This window comes from Bradyrhizobium sp. AZCC 1678 (assembly GCF_036924765.1).
GTDB lineage: Bacteria > Pseudomonadota > Alphaproteobacteria > Rhizobiales > Xanthobacteraceae > Bradyrhizobium > Bradyrhizobium algeriense.
This window is the reverse complement of record NZ_JAZHSE010000001.1, coordinates 2,468,901-2,489,833: the sequence shown is the minus strand read 5'-3', so window position 1 is coordinate 2,489,833 and position 20,933 is coordinate 2,468,901. Positions and strand designations below refer to the sequence as shown.

Genomic DNA, 20,933 nt, shown 5'->3' with positions numbered 1-20,933 from the left:
GACGAATCATGCCACGCGGAAACAACGCACCCGCCAAATACGGCCAGTTTACGCCTTTGCCTGCAGGGCGGCCAGCAGCCTCGGCACAAACTTGTTCACCCAGAACATCTTTTTGCTGCCCTTGACGACCACCACATCCCCGTCCCGCAGCAAGGCGGCGATTTCCTGGGGATCGAGCGTGGCCGGGTCTTCATGCCAGCCGAGCGCCCGCTCCGCCGGCACCAGACCATATAAATGGCGCATCAGCGGACCGACGCAGTAAATGCCGTCGATGCCCGGGAGGTCGCCGGCGAGCTTCTCGTGATAGGCAGGCGCATCGGCGCCCAGTTCCAGCATGTCGCCGAGAATGGCGATGCGCCGGCCGGCCTTCACCGGCCGCGCCTTCAGGCTGCCGAGCGCGGCCACCATGCTGGCCGGATTGCCGTTGAAACTGTCGTCGATCACGGTGACGCCATCGGCGGTTTGTTCGACGCCGCGGCCGGTCATGATGCCGACATGGCCGAGCTCTTTGGCCAGCGCCGCCACATTAAGCCCGGCGGCATGAATAGACGCCAGCGCCGCCAATGCATTCTGCAGACGGTGCGGCGCGCCCGGCGTCAAGCCGAACTCGACTTGCTTGCCGTTCACCTCTGCGGCGACGTTCCAGCTCTCGCCCTCGGCTGCATGCTTCAGTTCCCGTACCCCGGATCCCTCGCCGAAGCGAACGACCTTGCCGTTCCATTCCGGCGCCTCGACATCCCCGGGCAGCACCAGCACGCCGTCCTTTGGCAGGCCTTGTCTTAGTAAGCCTTGCGCGATGCTTACCTTCTCGCGCCGGATCGCTTCCAGGCTGCCGAGCTTTTCCAGATGCACCGGCTGCACGTTCACGACCAGTGCGACCGTAGGCTGGGTCAGTTCGCTGAGGCGCGCGATCTCGCCGGTCTGGTTCATGCCCATTTCGACGACCCACACGCTCGCCTCGGGGCTGGCATTGCACAGCGTCAGCGGCACGCCCCAGAAATTGTTAAAACTGCTCGGGCTGGCATAGGCGGCAGGATACGCGGCAAGGAATTCCTTGGTGCTGGTCTTGCCGGCGCTGCCGGTCAGGCCGATCACCGGTCCGGCAAACCGCGCCCGCGCGGCGCGCGCCAACCGCCACAGGCCATCGATCAGCGTATCCTTGACGATCAACTGCGGAATGCTGACGCCGTCGATCCGATGCGGAACGATCATCGCGACCGCGCCGGCCGCTTCCGCCTTGTCGGCGAATTCCCAGCCGTCGCGCGCGCTGGCGAAGCTGGAAATAAAGCCGCCGCTTGGCGTGCCGCTCAACGCCACGAACAGGCAGCCCGATTTCACCAGGCGGCTGTCCTGCGTGACGAAATCAATCGGCGTATCGGCAAATTCCCCCGATAGCCCGAGCGCGCGCGCGACTTCGGCAATGGTCCACAATGGCGTCGCGCTCATGCCACCCTCGCTGCCAGCGCGGCGGCCACCGCCTCGTGATCGCTGAACGGCAAAACCTTGTCGCCGACGATCTGGCCGGTCTCGTGCCCTTTGCCGGCGATCAGGAGCGCGTCGCCGGGCTGCAGCGCCGCTATCCCTGCCCTGATCGCTTCAGTGCGATCGCCGATGTCTGTTGCGCCCTTTGCCGCGGCCAGAATGGCGGCGCGGATTGTTTCCGGATTCTCGCTGCGCGGATTGTCGTCGGTGACGATGACTTGATCGGCATTCTCGGCCGCAATCGCGCCCATGATCGGGCGCTTGCCGGCATCGCGGTCGCCACCGGCGCCGAAGATCACGACGAGCTTGCGTTTGGCATAAGGCCGCAGCGCCTGCAGCGCCTTCGCCAGCGCGTCTGGCTTGTGCGCGTAGTCGACGAAGATCGGCGCGCCATTATGTTCGCCGACCCGCTCCAGCCGCCCTTTTGCGCCTTCGAGATGTTCGAGCGCAGCCAGCACAGCGTTCGGTTCGCTGCCGGTGCCAATCGCGAGCCCGGCGGCAACCAGCGCGTTCTCGATCTGGAATTCGCCGACCAGCGGCAGCTTGATCATACGCTTGCGCCCCCGATATTCGAGCGTGAGCTTTTGCGCAAAACCTTCGACCGCGGCATCGACGAGACGAATGCCCTCGCGTGCCTCATCAGCACTGCGGCCGACGGCGATGATCCGCAAGCCCCGAACCCGCGCCGCTTCGATCACTTCCAGTGAGCAATCATGATCGGCCGAAATAACGGCTGCACCGTCCGGCGCCACCAGCTCACGGAACAGCCGCAGCTTGGCGGCGAGGTAATGCGCGACGTCAGGATGATAATCCATATGGTCGCGCGTCAGATTGGTAAAACCACCGGCGGCAATGCGCACGCCGTCGAGCCTGAACTGGTCGAGCCCGTGCGAGGATGCCTCGAAGGCCAGATGCGTGACGCCGTCGCCCGTGATTTCGTCGAGCTGCTTGTGAAGCGCGATCGGGTCCGGGGTCGTCAGCGAGCCGTAGACCGTGCGCTTCGGCGAAACGAGGCCGATGGTGCCGATGCTGGCGGAAGCATGGCCAAGCCGTTCCCAGATCTGGCGCGTGAAGGCGGCGACCGACGTCTTGCCGCTGGTCCCGGTCACCGCCGCTGTTGTCGCGGGCTGGCGCGGATAAAATCGCGCCGCCGCCAGCGCTAGCGCGCGGCGCGGATTTGGCGCGACGACGAACGGCACGCGGAGGCCGCCGGGCGGCGCATGGTCACCGGCTACCGCGACCGCACCCGCCTGTATCGCCGAATCGACGAAGCGCGAACCGTCGGTCTTGCTGCCGGCAATGGCAAAGAACAGGTCGCCCGGTTTCACCGCGCGGCTGTCGACGCTAAGGCCTTTCACATCGACAGCTTCCGCCTGCGGCTCGATCGCAGCGTCATCGCTGAAGAGGTCGCGAAGTTTCATCGTGTTCCAGTCCGGCCGGCGCAGTGAGGCGCGCGTGCGTGATATTACGCCTTACTGGGTTGTCCTCGATGCCGCAAGAATAAGGCGGTCGGACGGCGGCAGATCGAAGCGCGGCTCGATGCCCAGAAGCGGCCCGATGCGGGCGATCACCTTGCCGCCGGTCGGCACCGCGTTCCAGCCCGAGGTGATGAAGCCGTGGGTTTCCGGCAGCGCCTTCGGCTCGTCCAGCATGACCAGCAGCTGGTACTGCGGATTGTCGGCCGGAATGATCGCGGTGAAGGAGTTCAGCACCTGTTTCTTGGAATAGCGGCCGTTGACCACCTTTTCCGAGGTGCCGGTCTTGCCGCCGATATAGTAACCCTTCACGTCGGCCTTCTTGGCGGTTCCGATCTCGGCGTTCAGCCGCATCAGATAGCGCATCTTGTCGGAGGTTTCGGTTCGGAGCACCTTCCTGGCCATGGCCCTGGCCTCCTCTTCCGACCGCTTGAGGAAGGTCGGGGGAATCAGGAGGCCGCCATTGATGCAGGCATTGATGCCCATCACCGCCTGCAGCGGCGCCACCGCGATGCCGTGACCGAAGGAAGCCGTGATGGTGTTGAGTTCGGTCCAGCGCTTCGGCACGATCGGCGAGGCGCTTTCAGGCAGTTCGGTGCGCAACCGGTCCATCTGGCCGAGCTTCTTCAGGAACGCCTTGTGCGCCTCGACGCCTTGCGCCAGCGCGATCTTGGCCGCGCCGACGTTCGAGGAAAACGTAAACACTTCCGACAGCGTGATCGAGCGGCCTACGGGGTGGGTGTCGTGAATGGTGAACTTGCCGAACTTCAGCACCCCGCGCCCGTCATAGAGCGTGTTGAGGTTGGCCTTGCCGGAATCCAGCGCCATCGCCAGCGTCAGCGCCTTGAAGGTCGAGCCCATTTCGAACACGCCCGTGGTCAGGCGGTTGATGCGCTCGGGGTCGTGCGCCTCTTTCGGATTGTTGGGATCGAAATCCGGCAGCGACACCAGCGCCACGATCTCGCCGGTCCGGACGTTGGAGACGAGGCCGGACGCTGCCTTGGCCTTGTATTTTTCCTTCGCCTTCAGCAATTCGTCGCGCAGCGCGTGCTCGACGCGCAGGTCGATCGACAGCTCCACCGGGCGCTGCAGGCGGTCGGTGGCAAAGCCGGCGCGGTGCAGATCGGCCAGACCGTTATTGTCGAGCCACTTCTCCATCCCGGCGATGCCCGCGTTGTCGATGTTGACGAGCCCGATCAGATGCGCGACCGCGGCACCGGTCGGATAGACCCGCTTGTTCTCGCGCAGGAAGCCGATGCCGGGAATACCGAGCTTGTGAATGTCGTGCTGCTGCTTCGGCGTGATCTCGCGCTTCAGCCACACAAAACCCTTGCGCGACGACAGGCGTGTGCGCGCCTCTATTGTATCCAGGTCCGGCAGCGCCGCGGTCAGAAGTTCGATCGCCTCGTCCTTGTCGATGATGCGCCTGGGCTCACCGAACAGGCTCGGCGCCTTGACGTCGGTGGCGAGCACCTCGCCATTGCGGTCGACGATATCAGGCCGCGCGGTCGCAATCGCGTCCTGCGAGCCGGCGCGGCGCGCGCCGTGGCTGTCGGCGCCGACCGCGAACATCACCAGACGTCCGGCCAGCACCGCATAGATCGCCGCGAACAGCAGGATGGCCAATCCTACCCGGGCCCGCGCCTTGACGGCGCGATCGACATTGCGCCCGTAGAGCAGGCTGCGGATCAGCCGCTGCCGCCACGGCTCCGCGGGCCGCTTGATGTTGGTGAGCGCCCGGCCGGTCATTGCCGATCTCCCGGCGCGGGCACCGACCCGGTTGTGGGCGGCGCATCGGCGGTGGCCTCGATGGTATTGATCATCGCGCCGATCGGATCGGGCGCACCGGGCCTTGCAAAGGCCGGCGGCCGTTCCGGCAAATTCTTCAACTGATCATATTGCGTGGCGTTGAGCGGCTTCAGGCCGAGATGGCGCTCGGCGAGCCCTTGCAGCCGCAGCGGCGCATCGAGCTTGGCCCATTCCGCGCGCAGCGCCGCGATGGCGTCGCGCTGCTCGCGGATCTCTGCGTTGAGCCGCAGCACGCGCTCGACGCGCGAGGTCGATTCCATCTTGATCCGATAGACATAGGCCGCCGCGAACACCAGCACGCCGATGACGAAGAGGTGGATGATCCGCATGGTCAGCCTCCCCTCATCACATCAGTAAGAACGGGCCAGGCTGGCAGGCGGTCTGCCGCATGAGCGGGCGCTGTGGTGCGCTCGGCGGCGCGCAGTTTTGCGGAACGCGCGCGTGGATTGGCAGACACTTCGGCTTCGCCGGGCGTAATGGGACGCTTGGTCAGAATCTGAAAACTCGGTGCGGCCTGCGCCAGTTCGGGCAAATGCCGCGATCCGCCGCCGGTCTTGCCGCGCGCGTTGAAAAAATCCTTGACGATGCGGTCTTCCAGCGAATGAAACGACACGACCACCAGCCGCCCGCCGGGCTTCAGCACGCGCTCGGCTGCCACGAGCGCCAGATGCAGTTCGTCGAGTTCCGCGTTGACGAAAATTCTCAAGCCCTGGAACGTGCGCGTCGCCGGATGAATTTCGTTCGGCTTGCTGCGCACCACCTTGCCGACGATATCGGCCAGCGCTTGCGTGGTCGTGATCGGCGCTTCCTTCCGCGCCGCCACGATGGCGCGCGCCACGGCGCGGGAATGGCGCTCTTCGCCGAAGATATAGATGATGTTGGCGAGATCGGCCTCGGAGGCCTTCGCAACGACATCCGCCGCCGTCGGCCCGTCATGGCCCATCCGCATGTCGAGCGGGCCGCCGAGCCGGAACGAGAAGCCACGCTCGGCCTGGTCGAGCTGCATCGAGGAAACGCCGACGTCCATCACGACGCCGTCCACTTCGGCTATGCCTTGCGCCGTGCAGATGTCCGCAAGGTTGGAGAATCGGTCCTCGACCAAGGTCAGCCGGCCGGCCGATTGGTCGACCAGATCGAATCCGCCGGTAACTGCCGACCGGTCGCGGTCGATGCCGATGACCCGGGTTCCCGCGACAGCGAGGATCGCGCGGCTGTAGCCGCCGGCGCCGAAGGTCGCGTCGACATAGATGCCGCCGTCACGCGGAGCGAGCATTTCGACCGCCTCGTGGCCGAGAACGGAGATATGGCGTGGCGCAGCCGGGCTCATGCGCCGTCCTCCAGCGTATTCCAGCCTGCAAAATGGAAGATGGACGCGAACGGGCCCATTGCGCCTCAAATCTTTGCGCTTCGCCGGGCTTTTCCGGCCAAAAAGCCGCGAACAGGCACGATTGCCGCATCGAGCCCGGCCTCGCTTCCCCTCATTTCCGGACGGAATTTGCTGGGTTGCCATGGCATTTCGAGCGCGAAAGAGGGCCTCGGCCGTCCCCAACCCGGTTCGGCTCTTCACCACTTAGTAACGGCACTTAGCGTTAAGAAAGCGTTGATGATCGGCTGCGAGTTTTGTGCGCTTCTATAGCGTTTTCGAGCGAAGTGGGTACCGGTTCGCGTGAAGAAAACGCGTCAAAACGAGAATTTAGAGCTTCGGTTCTGATTCAATCAGAACCGAAGCTCTATACACTTGAATATCGGTGATGCGCGCTGCACACACTCGCGCAAAATGCGAGATGGAACCCGGCCATCGCATTGCGCGGGCGCAAGATAAAGGAATAGTAAATGGCATTGTCGCTTAAGACATCATGTTGCCATTCCCTTGCCCGGTTTGAGTTTAAAAAATGGCTTCTGGTTCGTTCGCATCTGCTGGTATTGATTCGAAGCGTCAACGCGCCCTTCCCGTGCCCAGGGCCAACGCCGACATGAAGACCTTTACCCCGGATTCCTCGATCGCATCCGACGTCATTCCGTCCCCGAACCATGGCGACCGCAACAAGGGCCGCCTCGCCGACATGATCCTGCTGCACTATACCGGCATGCCGGATGTGGAGGGCGCGATCGCCCAGCTCTGCACCCCCGGCACCGACGTGTCTGCCCATTACATCGTGCTGGAGGACGGCCGCATCGTGCAATGCGTGCCGGAAGCCAAGCGCGCCTGGCACGCCGGGGTATCCTCCTGGGCCGGCGAGGAAGACATCAATTCCTGCTCGATCGGGATCGAGATCATCAATCGCGGTCACGACTGGGGCTATCCGGATTTCCCGCTGCGCCAGATCGCCGCCGTGATCGCGCTGTGCCGCGGCATCATGCTCCGCCGCAAGATACAATCGCATCGCGTGCTCGCGCATTCCGATGTCGCCCCGGCGCGCAAAAGAGATCCCGGCGAAAAGTTTCCGTGGCATTCGCTGGCCAATTCCGGCGTCGGCCATTGGGTGCAGCCGGCGCCGATCGTGCGCAGCGAAACGCTCAAGCTCGGCAGCATCAGCGACGACGTCGCCGGGCTACAGGCGGCGCTTGCCAAATACGGCTACAAGATCCCGACCCACGGCAAGTTTGACGGCCCGACCATGGAAGTGGTCACCGCATTTCAGCGCCACTTCCGTCCCGAGCGCGTCGACGGGATCGCCGATCACTCGACCATCAGCACGCTGCACGCGCTGCTGGCGAGTTTGCCACCGGAGGCAATGACGACGGTGGTCGCGGCGAGGTAGTTGCACTCCCTCGCCCCGCTCTTGCGGGGAGAGGGTTGGGGTGAGGGGCTGCTTCAGCAGATTCGAAAGACGTGAGTATGCGGTGACTCCCCTCACCCGGATTGCTTCGCAATCCGACCTCTCCCCGCAAAGAGCGGGGCGAGGTTAACCCATCTCCGCAATCCGCCGCGCATAAAACCGCCGCAACGGTTCAAGCTGCGTCGCTGCGGTCGCCGCCTGATACGCCTCACGCGCCGCGTCGCGCCGGTCGAGACGCCGCAACAGATCGGCGCGCACCGCCGGCAGCAGCTCATAACCCTTCAGCCCGCCGCGCACCTCCAGCGCATCGATCAGGTCGAGCGCCCGCGCCGGCCCGTCGACCATCGACACCGCGGCGGCGTGGTTGAGTTCGATCACCGGCGACGGGCTGATCCGCAGCAGCACTTCATAGAGGCCGGCGATCTGCCGCCAGTCAGTGTCCTCATAGTTGGCCGCCCGCGCATGCAGCGCGGCGATGGCCGCCTGCACCGCATAGGATTGCGGCCGCCCCGGCATCCGCAGCGCCTCTTCGACGAGTTGCAAACCCTCCGATATCTGCCCGCGATCCCACAACGTACGGTCTTGCTCTTCGAGCAGCACGATGTCGCCGCCCGCGGTCTCGCGGCCGGCGCGGCGCGAATCGTGCAGCAGCATCAGGGCGAGCAACCCCTTGATCTCGCCGCGTCCCGGCATCAGCGCGTCGAGCAGCCGCGCCAGCCGGATGGCTTCGCGCGCCAGATCAGGCCGCATCAGATCTTCGCCTGATGTCGCCGCATAGCCTTCGGTGAACACGAGATAGATCACGGCGAGCACGCCGCGCAGCCGCGGCTCCAGCGCGTCGCGCTCCGGCACCTCATAGGGAATGCCGGCGAGACGGATTTTCTGCTTGGCCCGCAACAGGCGCTGCGCCATCGCGTCTTCGCCTGCGAGGAACGCGCGCGCGACCTGCGCAGTCGTGAGGCCACAGACGGTACGCAGCGTGAGCGCGACCTGAACCTCGGCGGCAAAGGACGGATGGCAGCAGGTGAAGATCAACCGCAGCATGTCGTCGTCGAGCGCGTTGTCCGCGTCCTCGCATGGCGCGGACGCGTTGAGCAGCAGCTCATGTGTCAGTTGCTGCTGTTTGCTGCGAAACGAAACATTGCGGCGAACGCGGTCAACCGCCTTGTTGCGGCCGACATTGACCAGCCAGGCGCGGGGGTTGGACGGCAGTTCGCCGGCGTTGGGCCACCGCGCCAGCGCCACCGCAAACGCATCCTGCAACGCATCTTCCGCCAGATCGAAATCGCCGACGAGGCGGATCAGCGTGGCCAGCGCCCGCCCCGCCTCGTCGCGAAAGACTTTTTCAATTTCGACGGGCGTCATGCGCCGTCAATCATAAACCATGACCGGCCGCACCTCGATCGAACCGATCGTGGCCTCGGGAATTCGCGCGGCGATCGCCAGCGCGGTGTCGAGATCCTTGGCCTCGATCAGATAATAGCCGCCAAGCTGTTCGCGGGTCTCCGCGAACGGACCGTCCGTCGTCAGGGTCTTGCCGTCGCGGACGCGCACGGTGGTTGCCGTCGTGGTCGGCTGCAAGCCGTCACCGGCCTTGAAATGGCCGCTCTGGATGATGGACTGGGTAAACGCGCCGTATTCCGCCGTCTTCGCCTTGCGCGCCGCGGCGTCCATTTTGCCAAACTCGGCCTCGCTCCGATAGATCATCAACAGATACTGCATTTCGAAAACTCCTCTTGATCGGCTGGATCGCCGACACCCAGTCGAACGGGCCTTCCGCAAAACGACATCGTCCCGGAAATTTATTTTGGCGGTGGCCGGGCGGTCGCGCCGGGAGCGAGGACTTCGTAATTCACGTGATGCGCCCGTCCCGATCAGTCGCGATGATCGCGTCGGAGGCGCTGTGCAGCCATGCTTCACCAAGACCTGCAGGAATTTTCATCGCGCCTCACCGCTGCTCATCCGCTGCATCAAATGCCGCCGTGCCGCTTCTGTCAAAATTGCGCATTTGGAACCCGATTAACCATCGCTTTCCCTTGACGCGGCGCACCGAAATCCCCATGCGTAAGGCGTCAGTCGGCCGGACGGCCGCTCCCGCTATGGCCGAAAGGCTGCGGGGGAGGAAAGTCCGGGCTCCATCGACATACGGTGCCGGATAACGTCCGGCGGGGGCAACCCCAGGGAAAGTGCCACAGAGAATGAACCGCTTCCCCCACCCGAAAGGGAGGGGGCGAGCAAGGGTGAAAAGGTGCGGTAAGAGCGCACCGCGTATCCGGCAACGGAAACGGCATGGCAAACCACACCGGGAGCAAAACCGAATAGGGACGGCAACGCGGAAAGTTCGCTTTCGGGTGATAACTCCGCAGGGCGATGTCAGGCTCGCCGTCCGGGTAGGTTGCTCGAGGCCATGTGCAAACATGGTCCCAGAGGAATGGCCGTCACGTACCATTCGCAAGAATGGTGCCCTACAGAACCCGGCTTACAGGCTGGCTGATGCTTTGAGAATGAGGGGTTCGGCGTAACGCGCCGGACCCCTCGCCATTCGCGCAACAAACTCAGTCGCGCCCGGCCTCTCCGATCGCCTGCGCCAGCCGCGCCGGATTGCTGAAGAACATCTCGTGGCTGCCGTCGCACTCGACCAGCCGGAATAGCCCGAGCCGTTCCGACAACCGCGGATGCCATGGCAGGCTGTGTGGCAGGGCGATGTCCTGCCGGCAATTGACATAGGATTTTCTGACCGGCAGTTCCGCCAACGCGTGCTTCAGCGTGATCTTGTCCGTGAATGTCTTGTACGGATGCAAATTGAGTTTGGCGAAGGTGGATTTTGCCAGTTCGAGGTCGGCGTCGTTGATGAAGGTATCGCGCCAGATTTCGAACGGCAGCATGACGGCGCCCTTGTTGGCGGCGGCCACCGCGTCGAACAGGCCGACATAATGCGGTGGCACCATGTCGTTGAGGCACTGCCCGTCCAGCGGCACGAAGGCGTTGACATAGACGAGGCGTCTGATCCTGTCCGTCAGGCGGTCGGCGACGCCCGAAATCACCATGCCTCCATAGGAATGGCCGACCAGACGGATGTTGCGCAGATTGTTCGCTTCGATGTAAGTGACAACCGACGAGATCGCCTGCTCGAGCCCGATCGTCTCGCGATCGTCATCCTTGTTGTTGCCGGCCAGCGTCGGGCAATGCACGGCGTGGCCGCTCTTGCGAAGATGCCCGGCTACCGCTTCCATTTCGGCGCCGGTGTGCCACGCGCCGTGAACCAGTACGTAAGTGTCTGCCATTCGCGTCTCCCCTCGATTTCGGAAAATCGAACCTTGATAGAGACGGCATCTCGGCCCCGATGGCCGGATCCGGCCAGCGTCATCGGCGATTTACGCCAAGGGGATTACAACAAGGCTTTAGCGCTGCCGCCGGAACGCTCCAGGGGTCATGCCGAGATATCTTCGGCATTGGCGGATGAAATGGGATGGGTCGGACAGGCCAACGCGAAGCCCGATGCCGCCAACGCTGATGCGATCGAACCGCGGCTCGCTCAGCATCCTGCGCGCCGCCGCCATCCGGCAATCGTTGAGCAGCCCGCTGAAAGTCAGGCCCGCTTTGTTGAGGCAGCGGTGCAAGGTCCGCTCCGAGACACGCAACTCCGCCGCGACGGCCACCGCCGTCAGTCCCGGCTCGGCGTAGCGCAGCCTTATGGCACGGCCGACATGGTCCAGAAGTCTTGCAGCGTCGCGCTGCTCGGCGGGCGTGGCCGGAATCTCGCTGTCGAACCCAAGCGCCAGCAGTGCGCCGAGCTGGTCGGTCAGCACCCGCGCCGGCAGCGGCCGGTCCGTGGCGAGCTGGGGAGTTAGCTGGCAGGCAAATGCGCTGAGCGCCGCGCCCCAGCCGGCGCGTCCGTCGATGCGCTGCCCGATGCGCCGTTCGGGATCGGTGATCCACGATTCGACCCAGGCGATCGGCAGCTCCAGCGACAGCGTATCCGCGGTCACCGCAAAGTTGAATTCATAGCAGCGCCGGGAATCCAGCAGCACCAGATCCATCGGCCGCATCCGCGACGCGTGACCGTTCTGCATGACGGTCCAGTCGTTGTCGGTCTTGCACAGCAGGTAATAGTAGTTGGCCGCGCTGCGGGCGACACTGGCTTTGCGGCGGTAGACATGCTGCGCCGATCCCTGCACGCGGTTGATGCCGATGGTGTCGAGTTGCCCGCGCTGAACGGAGCAGTCGAAGCCCGATCGAATCTGCGTCGTGATATCCATTTCGAGAAAGCACTCGCAGACGGCGCCGATCCAATAGTCGAGGCGCCGTTCCGGCTCGACCGAGCCAGTCGACCACGTCTCGATGCCTGCCGTCGTTCTGGCCGCCATGGCCCTGCCCTCCGCGATCGACGCCGACCACCACCAGCTTGTTGGGCGGATGGCGGAGAGTCAATCGGCATGCGGGCGGCGGTGACACCTCGTAGCCCGGATGGAGCGCAGCGCAATCCGGGATCTGAGCGCGCGGCCAGCTCAATGGCCATACTTGACACGGCATCCGTAACTGGCACCGGTCCCGGATTTCGCTGCGCTCCATCCGGGCTACAGAGCGACGCAACTACGCAGCGATCTCTTGCAACAGCGCCATCAACGCTTCCGGCGCGGTGACGTTCGGCGAATGGCTGGCGTCGATCTCGTAATAGCTCCAGGCGGGGTCGCTCTTCGTCATCCTGGCGAACGGTCCGAACGTGTCAGCCGGCGCGATACGCGTGGCGTAGATGTAGCTACGTGGCAAGGTCAGCGGCCCGCCCTGCAGCTTAAGCCTGGTCTCGAAACATTTGATCGGCATGTTGACGCGACGCGCCGTCAGCCATTCGACGTCCGCAGGCGAAGTATCCGGCGGCGTCGGATTCGGCGGCACCCGCCAGCCGTCGCCACTCTTCAACAGTTCCTGTATCCGCGGCCGGTCCGCCTCGTACAAATCGAGCAGCGACTGTCCATCGTTGGGCACAAAGGCATCGACGTAGATCAACTGCTTGACCTTGTCGCGCGCACGGTCTGCAACTCCGGTAGCAACCATGCCGCCATAGCTGTGGCCGACCAGTACGATGTCACGCAGGTCCTCGTACCTGATGACGTTCAGCACGTCCTCGATATGCGAATCCAGGTCGATCGAAGGGTCGGCCAGATGCGCACGCTCGCCGAGACCCGTATAGGTCGGCGTCAGCAGACGATGCCCGGCCGCCTGCATCAGCGGGTGCATCTTCTTCCAGGCCCAGCCTGCGGACCAGGCACCGTGACAGACGAGAAAGGTTTTCGAAGGAGCTGTACTCATCGGGCCGTTTCCATGATGATGTTGTTGAAGGCTTGGATTGCGATAGTACCTGTCTGTTCCATCGTGTAAACGTCGCCGCAAATTTCAATATCGTCATTCCGGGATGGTCCGAAGGACAGACCCGGAATCTCGAGATTCCGGGTTCGCTTCGCGCCCGGAATGACGGGGGGAAAGAAGATTGGACGTCGCTACCTACGCGATCCTGCTTGCCGGCGCGCTCGCCGGTGGTTTCGTCTCCGGCCTTGCTGGTTTCGGCACGGCGCTGATGGCGCTGGGGATCTGGCTTTACATCCTGCCGCCAGCGATTGCCGTGCCGCTGGTCCTGATCTGTTCGGTCAGCTCGCAGATCTCGACATTGCCGTCGATGTGGAAGCTGCTCGACTTCAAGCTGGCTCTGCCGTTTGTGGCCGGCGGACTCCTCGGCATGCCGATCGGGGCGCTATTGGTCGCGCGCGCCGACCCGCAGACTTTCAAGCTCAGCGTCGGCGTGATGCTGCTGGTGTTTCCGGCCGCGCTCTATTTCATCCGCAAGCCGATGGCCTTTCGTTTCGGCGGCCGCATCGCGGATGCCGGCGTCGGATTCGCCGGCGGCATTCTCGGCGGCCTTGCCGGGCTGTCGGGCCCGCTTCCGACGCTGTGGGCCAGCATACGCGGCTGGACCAAGGATCAGCGCCGCGGCGTTTTCCAGATCTTCAACGGCACCATTCTCGGCGCCGCGCTGATCCTGCAAGCCGCCACCGGTTTCGTGAAGCTGAACGTCTTCTGGCTGGCGTTGCTGGCGATGCCCGGCACGCTGATCGGCGCCCGCCTCGGCATGCGCACCTATCGAGCTCTCAACGACCGAAACTTCTACGACGTCGTGCTGGCTCTCCTGTTCCTGTCCGGACTGGGATTGGTGTGGAGCAGCATTGCTCCGAGATAGCGGCGCATGGCCGCCATGTGCACCGAGTAGATTGCTGTACGCTGACCGGCAAAGCAGCTAACCAATCGCGTCATGACTTCCAATGCTTCGCGCGAGCGTCTCGGTCTGCTGCTGGGCTTCGTCGGCATGGCGATCTTCGGCGGCACGCTGCCGGCGACGCGGATTGCGGTTGCGGAAATTGATCCGATTGCACTGACTTCGCTGCGCACCGTGATCGCCGGGCTAAGCTCGCTCGTGCTTCTGCTGGTGTTGCGCCGCAAGCTGCCGCCGCGCGCGCTGTGGCCGCAACTGGTGGTCACCATGCTTTGCGTCGCCATCCTGTTTCCGCTGCTGATGTCGCTCGGGATGCAGCGGGTCGACGCGTCGCATGGCGGCGTGGTGCTGGGCGTGCTGCCGATCGCCACCGCGCTCGTTGCGGTTGCCATCACCCATGAGCGGCCGAGGCCGCTGTTCTGGATCGCGTCCGTCGCCGGCGCCGCACTGGTGATCACGTTTGCCTTGCGTCAAGGCGGCGGTGCGCTCGCGGCGGGCGACCTGTTTCTGTTCGCATCCGTCACTGTGGCCGCGATCGGCTATGCATTCTCCGGCCGGCTCACCTTGCAGATGCCGGGCTGGGAGGTGATCAGCTGGGTGCTGGTGATCGCACTGCCGCTCTCGATCCCGGCGGCCGCGCTGACCATGCCTGCCGACATCACCCACATCGCCGTGAGGCCATGGCTCGGGCTGCTCTATGTCGCGCTGTTCTCGCAATGGATCGGGTTCTTCGCATGGAACGCCGGCCTCGCAATGGGCGGCATCGCGCGGGTGTCGCAGATCCAATTGCTGCAACCCTTCGTCACCTTTGCGCTCGCGGCGTTCTTCAACGACGAGACCATCACGCTGCAAATCCTGCTGTTCGCCACAGCCGTCGTGGTGACGGTCGCGATCTCGACGCGGACGCGCGCCAGGGCGGCGCCTGCGCCGCCGCAACGCGATCGGGAGCCGCCTCAGCTGGCGGCGTCCTGATCGATCAGGGCCGGGCGCTCCGCAATCAGTTCGGCTCGCATCTTTTCTAATTGAATGGCCCGAAGCAGCACTCTTGCCGTCTTCAGATGATCCAGCTGCACGCACAGCCTGACGATCTGGCTCACCGCGACATCACGCATGACATCGTCGGATATTTTTCCTGCGATCTCGATCGCGCATCGCGTACGCCCCATCGACGGCAGAAATATATTCCGGCATCGATGGGGTTAGCAACAATGCGCGACCTCACTCCGCCGCCGAGATGCGGCCGAACTCCGTGGCCTGCAGTTCGAACAGCCCGCGGTAGACACCGCCGGGACGCGTCGTCAGTGTGGCATGGTTACCCTGCTCGACGATTTCACCGCGGTCGAACACCAGGATCCGGTCGAGGCTGCGTACTGTCGACAGCCGGTGCGCGATCACGATCGAGGTGCGCCCTTTCATCAGCCGCTCCATCGCCTGCTGGATCAAGCCTTCCGATTCCGAATCGAGGCTTGAGGTCGCCTCGTCCAGGATCAGCACTGGCGCGTCCGCCAGGAACGCGCGCGCCAGCGCGACGCGCTGCCGCTCGCCGCCCGACAGCTTGACGCCGCGTTCGCCGACCAGCGTGCCGTAGCCTTTCGGCAGCCGCAGGATGAAGTCGTGCGCGTTGGCGAGCCGCGCCGCCTGCTCGATCGCAGCCATGCTGGCGCCCGGCCGGCCATAGGCGATGTTCTCGGCCAGCGTGCGGTGAAACAGGATCGGCTCCTGCTGCACGATCGCGATCTGGCTGCGCAGCGAATGCTGCGTCGCCTGCGCGATGTCCTGACCGTCGATCAGGATTTTTCCGCCACTGACGTCGTACAGCCGCTGCACCAGCTTGACGAAGGTCGTCTTGCCGGAGCCGGAACGGCCGACCAGGCCGACCCGCTCGCCGGCGCGGATCTCCACCGACAGGCCGTCATACAGCGGCGCGCGATGGCCGCCATAATGGAACGTCACGTCGTCGAACACGATGCGGCCGCCCTGGATGTCGATCGGTTTTGCGTCCGGCGCATCCGCAATGCCGATCGGCTCGGCGTGGATCGCGACCAGCTCCTCCATGTCGTTGACCGAACGCTGCAGATTGTTGATGTGCATACCGACGTCGCGCAGGTAGGCGTGGATGATGTAGTAGCTGGTCAGCACATAGGTGACGTCGCCCGGCGTGGCGCGGCCCGCGATCCACAGCAGGACCGCGCCGCCGATCACGGATGCGCGGAAGCACAACAACACCGCGAGCTGCGCCGTCGAGGTGTAGTTGTAACGGTACCACGTCCGCCGCACGCGCGTGCGCCACCGGCCGATGACGCCGGCCAGCCGCGCATCTTCGCGCGCTTCCGCGCCAAAGGATTTCACCACTGCGTTGCAGGTCAGGGCATCCGCCAGCGTGCCGCCGACCTTGGTGTCCCATGCATTGGAGACGCGCGCGGCCGGCGCAATGAAGTTCACCGAGAACGCCATCGTCATCGAGACATAGATCACCGTGCCGACGGCGATCACCGCACCCAGCACCGGCCAGTGCAGCCCGAGCAGGATCATCGAGCCCACCAGCACCAATAGCGACGGCAACAGCGCCATCAGAATGGTATCGTTGAGCAGGTCGAGCGCCCACATGCCGCGCGTAACCTTGCGCACGGTCGAGCCAGCAAATGAGTTGGCGTGCCAGTCGGTCGAGAAACGCTGCACGCGCGCGAACGCGTCCCGCGACACGTCGGACATGGTCTTCAGCGTGAACGGCACGATCGCCTGCAGGCCGGTCAGCCGCAGCACCATCGACATCAGGCCGAGCGCCACGATCCCGCCGAAGGCTGCGAACGCGGCATGCCGGGCCGCCGCGTCCGAGGCGCCCAGGGTCAGCGCATCGACCAGGCGGCCGGAGAAGATCGGCATGAACAGGTCGGCCGCCGTCGCGCCGAGCAGGCCGCCGGCAACGATGGCGGCACGGCCGGGCTGCTGCAGCCAGTGGCGGAACACGAACGGGATCACCACGCGTATTGCCGCGGGACGTTTATCTTTAAGAGCGGTCATGGCGTCATCCGGCTGCGCTTGGCGCACACGCCGGCTCCATCTGAATTGACGCGCGAGCCGACCTCGGGCCGAACGCGAACGTCGTTGAAAATATCGTTAAGTCGTTGGGAAGCTTGGTGATCGGGACGTCAGGCCCGACCAGGGCTGGTGGTGATCGCGGTCAGCGAAGCGACCGAAAATCCAGCACGGGCATCGGACGCGAGGGTACGATCTGCGAATACATCGAAATCATGCAAATCTCCCCGGTTCGAGCGACAATGCGCTGCTTATAAATGCATCGCGGGTGATTTGCAACATGACAACCGCGTGATGGGCATCATCAAGCGCGGCTAATGCGCATCGCCCCCGGCCACCATTGCCGAAGGCTTTTTCAGGACCAGGACAAGCAGGCTCAGGCCGAAATAGAACACCGCCAGCATAAAGAAGGCGTCGCCATAGCCCATCACCACGGCCTGGCGGTGCACGATCTGCGACAATTGCTTCATCGCCATCAGCGCGGCATCGCCCATGCCCTGCAGGCGTTGCGTGAACATGTTGAGTGTTTCGACCGCGGTGGCGTTGCCCCAATTGACGCGGTCGTGCAGACGCGAGATGTGCAGGTCGGTGCGCTCGTTCAGCACCTGGTTGATGAGCGCGAGACCGACCGCTCCGCCGAGATTGCGCGTCAGGTTGAACAGGCCCGAGGCGTTCTTCACCCGCTCCGGCGCCAGCGTTCCGAGCGCGATGGTGTTGGTCGGCACCATTGCGAACATCATGCCGACGCCGCGCAGGATCTGCGGGATCAGCAATTCGAAGAAATCATACTCTTTCGTGATCCAGGTCATCTGGTAGGAGCCGAGCGCGAACGTGCAGAGACCGAAGGCAATGAGGTAGCGCATGTCGACCTTGGTCATCAGCCGGCCGACGATCGGCGCGGCGAGGAACATGGTAATGCCCGAGACGAACATGGTCTCGCCGATCATCAACGCGCTGTAGCCTCGCACTTCGGCCAGATAGCGCGGATACATATAGGTCAGGCCGTACAGCCCGATGCCGACACAGAACGAGATCAGGCAACCGACGCCGAAATTCCGGTCGGTAAACGTCCTGATGTCGACGATCGGCTCCCGCGCGCTGAGCACACGCCAGAAGAAGGCGATCGCCGAGACCACACAGATCGCCGCGCAGATGGCCACGGAGGTGTCTTCCAGCCATTGAGATTGCGGCCCCTCTTCCAGCACATATTCGAGGGTGCCGAGAAAGCCCGCCATGAACAGAAGCCCCCACCAGTCGAAATGCTCGAGCAGCGCGAAATTCGGGCGGTCGAAGTCGACCAGCGCGAGGACGCCGATCGTGATGCCGATGCCGGGCACGATGTTGATGAAGAACAGCCAGTGCCAGGACATCATGCCGGTGATGTAACCGCCGACCGTCGGCCCGATGGTCGGCGCCAGCGTCGCGACCAGACCGATGATCGGGCCGACAATGTGGAACTTCGAGCGCGGAAACACCGTATAGGCGGACGCGAACACAGTAGGGATCATGCCGGCGCCCAAAAACCCCTGGATCGCGCGCCACAGGATCATCTGCTCGATGGTCGAGGCAAAGCCGCAGAAGAAGCTGGCGACGGTGAAGCCGGAAGCGGAAATCGCAAACAGCAGACGGGTGCCGAACGCGCGCGACAGGAAACCGGACAGCGGGATCGCGATCACCTCAGCGATCAGGTAGGAGGTCTGCACCCACGATACTTCGCTGGAGCTGGCCGAAAGGCCTGCCTGGATCTCCGACAGCGATGCCGAGACGACCTGGATGTCCAGGATCGACATGAACATCCCGAACACCATGATCAGAAACGCAAACAGCCGCCGCGGCGGGATGCGCTCGGCGGCGTCGGTCGCGGCATTCATCGCGGACGGCGATGCGGCGGTGGCGTCGGCCATGATCAGCTCGAAACAGGCGCCGGGCTTGCGCCCGGGGCTCTAGGGGAAAACTACTGCGGTTGAACCGCCCCGGGCGCATCGAGGTCGGCGTCGCTGTCGGCGTCGGCCGCACCCTCACGGGTGTCGACGGTGATATAGACCGACATGCCGGCGCGCAGCAGGTTCTGCTTCGCGACTTCCTTCGGCACGCGAATGCGTACCGGCAGCCGCTGCACGATCTTGGTGAAATTGCCGGTCGCGTTATCAGGCGGCAGCAGCGTGAATACCGATCCTGCCGCCGGTGAAATGCTGTCGACGATTCCGGCGAACTTGCGATGGCCGTAAGCGTCGACCGAGATCTTCACGGGCTGGCCGGGACGGATGCGCTTGAGCTGGGTTTCCTTGTAATTGGCGTCGATGAAGACGTCGTTCAGCGGCACCACGTTGGCGAGCCGCTGCCCGGCCTGTATGAAATCGCCGGCATTGACGAGGCGGTTGGAGAAGGTGCCGTCGACGGGCGCGCGCACCGAGGTGAAGGCGAGGTCGCGCTCCGCCTTGGCAAGCTGGGTCTGCAACTCCGCGAGCTGCGCGCGGGCCTCGGCCTGCTGCGCTTTCGTCACCTCGACATTGTCGCGCGCGGCATCATAGGCGGCCTGCGCCGACTTCACCGCAGCAACGCTCTGGTCGCGGCCGGCCTCGGAAACCTCGAAGGCGGCGCGCGAGGCAAAACCCTTGGTGCTCAGCGTCTGCTGGCGATCGAAGTCGAGACCGGCGCGCTTCAGCGCCGCGTCCGCGGAAGCGAGCTGCGCCTTGGCCTGCTCCGCGGCGCTTTCGAGCGCCGTGACCTGACGGCCGATGCGGTCGATGGTGGCCTGCTGGGTCGCGATCTTGCTCCGCGCGGCATCCACTGCGATGCGATAGTCGCCGTCATCGATCCTGAAAATCACGTCGCCGGCGCGAACGATCGAATTGTCGCGGGGCAGGATGGCCGCGACATGGCCCGATACCCGGGCACCAAGCGTGGTGTTGTTGGCGCGAACGTAAGCATCGTCCGTCGAGACATAGAAGCGCCCGACCAGGACGAAGTGGACGCCGTAGCCAATCGCGGCCAGCGCGAGCAGTCCGAGCGCACCGATCATGATGAATTTGCGCTTGCCCGATTTCGCCGCCGCTGCTTCGGCGACGCCGGCCGGCCGCTCGGTGCCGGGCGCCTCGGCGGTGCGACGTCTGGTTTCCTCAACGTGAGTCCGCAACTGCTCCGCAAGCTGCGCGGCGGACTCGGGCGCAGCTTCATCCTGCGCCTTTTCCGATTCGGCGCGAACGATGCGCGCGGCCTGGTCTCTCGCTGCGGCCATGACCACCCTCCCCATACAATGTCGCGGCGCCAGCCAGCCCTGAACCTCGCTGCACGGGCGCCGCCGGGACAAAATGTAGCATTGACCGAACGGTTCGGTCAACATATCAATCCAGAGCATAGACCATAAAGCGAAAACAGATGCAGGCCTGTATCCCGGGTTGAATTCTTTCCTGAGAAGATAAACCAATGGTTGCATCCACATCAAACACCATTCATCCCTTTGGCGAGGAAGACAGTTCGAAGCGCCGCCAGATTTTGGACGGCGCGCGAAAGGTGTTCATGGATCTGGGCTTTGATGGCGCCAGCATGAACGAGATCGCGCGCGCCGCCGGCGTCTCCAAGGGTACGCTCTACGTCTACTTCGCCGACAAGAGCCGCCTTTTCGAAGCCATCGTCGAGGACGAAGCGCTCGAAAGGGGCAAGATCGCCTACAATCTCGATCCCAGGCGCGATGTCGAAACCACGCTGCGGGAATTTGGCCGAACCTACATCGGATCAATCTGCCGGCCAGGCGGCGGATCGTCGATCCGCACGGTGATGGCGATCGCCGAGCGGATGCCGGAGGTCGGACGGCAGTTCTATGAGAATGTGCTGGCGAACACGATCAACCGTCTCGCCGACTATCTGCAGGCGCACGTCCGGCCGGGCGATCTTGCGATCGACGATTGCACCCTCGCCGCCGCGCAGTTCATGCAGATGTGCCAGGCGACGCTGTTTCTGCCGTTCGTGTTTCAGGCCGAGCCGGCGCCATCGGCGGAACGCATCGCGCATGTGGTTGACAGCGCGACGCGGCTGTTTCTGCAGACGTACCGGGCGAAGCCGGCGTAAGGCCGGCCTCGCCTTTTG

Annotated in this window: 18 protein-coding genes and 1 other RNA gene; 5 read left to right on the top strand and 14 right to left on the bottom strand. The window is 64.2% G+C overall.

Annotated features, from left to right (window positions below):
* Positions 1-48: 48 nt before the first annotated feature.
* Genes V1294_RS11890 through rsmH form a run of 5 tightly spaced genes read right to left on the bottom strand, consistent with a single transcriptional unit; the run spans position 49 to position 6,093 of the window.
* Positions 49-1,446, bottom strand: a complete 1,398-nt coding sequence (locus V1294_RS11890; RefSeq protein ID WP_334497258.1) for a UDP-N-acetylmuramoyl-tripeptide--D-alanyl-D-alanine ligase — start codon at positions 1,444-1,446, stop codon at positions 49-51.
* Positions 1,443-2,903 carry a UDP-N-acetylmuramoyl-L-alanyl-D-glutamate--2,6-diaminopimelate ligase gene (locus tag V1294_RS11885; RefSeq protein ID WP_334477939.1) on the bottom strand — a complete coding sequence of 487 codons (1,461 nt, stop codon included), beginning with the start codon at positions 2,901-2,903 and terminating at the stop codon, positions 1,443-1,445. Before V1294_RS11885 ends, V1294_RS11890 begins: the two co-directional genes overlap by 4 nt.
* Before the next feature lie 51 nt (positions 2,904-2,954).
* Positions 2,955-4,706: a peptidoglycan D,D-transpeptidase FtsI family protein gene (locus tag V1294_RS11880; RefSeq protein ID WP_334477938.1), complete on the bottom strand. Its 1,752-nt coding sequence runs from the start codon at positions 4,704-4,706 to the stop codon at positions 2,955-2,957.
* Positions 4,703-5,095: a cell division protein FtsL gene (gene ftsL / locus V1294_RS11875; protein WP_334497256.1), complete on the bottom strand. Its 393-nt coding sequence runs from the start codon at positions 5,093-5,095 to the stop codon at positions 4,703-4,705. The genes V1294_RS11880 and ftsL overlap by 4 nt, the downstream gene beginning before the upstream one ends.
* Positions 5,096-5,097: 2 nt before the next feature.
* A complete protein-coding gene (gene rsmH / locus V1294_RS11870) occupies positions 5,098-6,093 on the bottom strand; it encodes a 16S rRNA (cytosine(1402)-N(4))-methyltransferase RsmH (RefSeq protein WP_334497254.1) in 996 nt (331 codons plus the stop codon).
* A gap of 646 nt (positions 6,094-6,739) precedes the next feature.
* Between rsmH and V1294_RS11865 the strand changes: the two genes are divergently transcribed.
* Positions 6,740-7,528 (top strand): N-acetylmuramoyl-L-alanine amidase, encoded by a 789-nt coding sequence (locus V1294_RS11865; RefSeq protein ID WP_334497252.1) that lies wholly within the window; start codon positions 6,740-6,742, stop codon positions 7,526-7,528.
* 144 nt (positions 7,529-7,672) lie between these two features.
* Here V1294_RS11865 and V1294_RS11860 read toward each other — a convergent pair whose 3' ends face one another.
* Together V1294_RS11860 and V1294_RS11855 are read right to left on the bottom strand one after the other, a co-directional pair.
* Positions 7,673-8,911 (bottom strand): RNA polymerase sigma factor, encoded by a 1,239-nt coding sequence (locus V1294_RS11860; protein ID WP_334497250.1) that lies wholly within the window; start codon positions 8,909-8,911, stop codon positions 7,673-7,675.
* Between the two features lie 6 nt (positions 8,912-8,917).
* On the bottom strand, positions 8,918-9,268 hold the full coding sequence (locus V1294_RS11855) for a YciI family protein (protein WP_334477931.1): 351 nt from the start codon (positions 9,266-9,268) through the stop codon (positions 8,918-8,920).
* Between the two features lie 350 nt (positions 9,269-9,618).
* Here V1294_RS11855 and rnpB point away from each other — a divergent pair.
* Positions 9,619-10,044: RNase P RNA component class A (rnpB, locus tag V1294_RS11850), an RNA gene on the top strand.
* A gap of 57 nt (positions 10,045-10,101) precedes the next feature.
* On the opposite strand, the gene V1294_RS11845 is transcribed toward rnpB, so the two are convergent.
* From V1294_RS11845 to V1294_RS11835, 3 genes are all read right to left on the bottom strand, one after another.
* Positions 10,102-10,830, bottom strand: a complete 729-nt coding sequence (locus V1294_RS11845; protein WP_334497248.1) for an alpha/beta fold hydrolase — start codon at positions 10,828-10,830, stop codon at positions 10,102-10,104.
* A 117-nt stretch (positions 10,831-10,947) separates the two neighbouring features.
* A complete protein-coding gene (locus V1294_RS11840; protein WP_334497246.1) occupies positions 10,948-11,913 on the bottom strand; it encodes a helix-turn-helix transcriptional regulator in 966 nt (321 codons plus the stop codon).
* 226 nt (positions 11,914-12,139) lie between these two features.
* Positions 12,140-12,856 (bottom strand): alpha/beta fold hydrolase, encoded by a 717-nt coding sequence (locus V1294_RS11835; protein ID WP_334497244.1) that lies wholly within the window; start codon positions 12,854-12,856, stop codon positions 12,140-12,142.
* 178 nt (positions 12,857-13,034) lie between these two features.
* On the opposite strand from V1294_RS11835, the gene V1294_RS11830 reads away from it, so the two are divergent.
* The gene (locus tag V1294_RS11830; RefSeq protein ID WP_334477926.1) at positions 13,035-13,778 is read left to right on the top strand and encodes a sulfite exporter TauE/SafE family protein; all 744 of its coding nucleotides are present in this window, start codon (positions 13,035-13,037) and stop codon (positions 13,776-13,778) included.
* A 72-nt stretch (positions 13,779-13,850) separates the two neighbouring features.
* Entirely contained in the window at positions 13,851-14,783 is a 933-nt protein-coding gene (locus tag V1294_RS11825) for a DMT family transporter (RefSeq protein WP_334497242.1), read from the top strand.
* Here V1294_RS11825 and V1294_RS11820 read toward each other — a convergent pair.
* From V1294_RS11820 to V1294_RS11805, 4 genes are all read right to left on the bottom strand, one after another.
* On the bottom strand, positions 14,765-14,923 hold the full coding sequence (locus V1294_RS11820) for a hypothetical protein (protein WP_334497240.1): 159 nt from the start codon (positions 14,921-14,923) through the stop codon (positions 14,765-14,767). The two genes, V1294_RS11825 and V1294_RS11820, sit on opposite strands and share 19 nt — an antisense overlap.
* A 106-nt stretch (positions 14,924-15,029) precedes the next feature.
* Positions 15,030-16,832 (bottom strand): ABC transporter ATP-binding protein, encoded by a 1,803-nt coding sequence (locus tag V1294_RS11815; protein ID WP_334497238.1) that lies wholly within the window; start codon positions 16,830-16,832, stop codon positions 15,030-15,032.
* Positions 16,833-17,161: 329 nt separating this feature from the next.
* The gene (locus V1294_RS11810; protein ID WP_334497236.1) at positions 17,162-18,751 is read right to left on the bottom strand and encodes a DHA2 family efflux MFS transporter permease subunit; all 1,590 of its coding nucleotides are present in this window, start codon (positions 18,749-18,751) and stop codon (positions 17,162-17,164) included.
* A 50-nt stretch (positions 18,752-18,801) separates the two neighbouring features.
* Positions 18,802-20,085, bottom strand: coding sequence for an HlyD family secretion protein (locus V1294_RS11805; RefSeq protein ID WP_334497234.1), 1,284 nt, complete (start codon positions 20,083-20,085; stop codon positions 18,802-18,804).
* Between the two features lie 188 nt (positions 20,086-20,273).
* On the opposite strand from V1294_RS11805, the gene V1294_RS11800 reads away from it, so the two are divergent.
* On the top strand, positions 20,274-20,915 hold the full coding sequence (locus V1294_RS11800; protein ID WP_334497232.1) for a TetR/AcrR family transcriptional regulator: 642 nt from the start codon (positions 20,274-20,276) through the stop codon (positions 20,913-20,915).
* Positions 20,916-20,933: the final 18 nt, after the last annotated feature.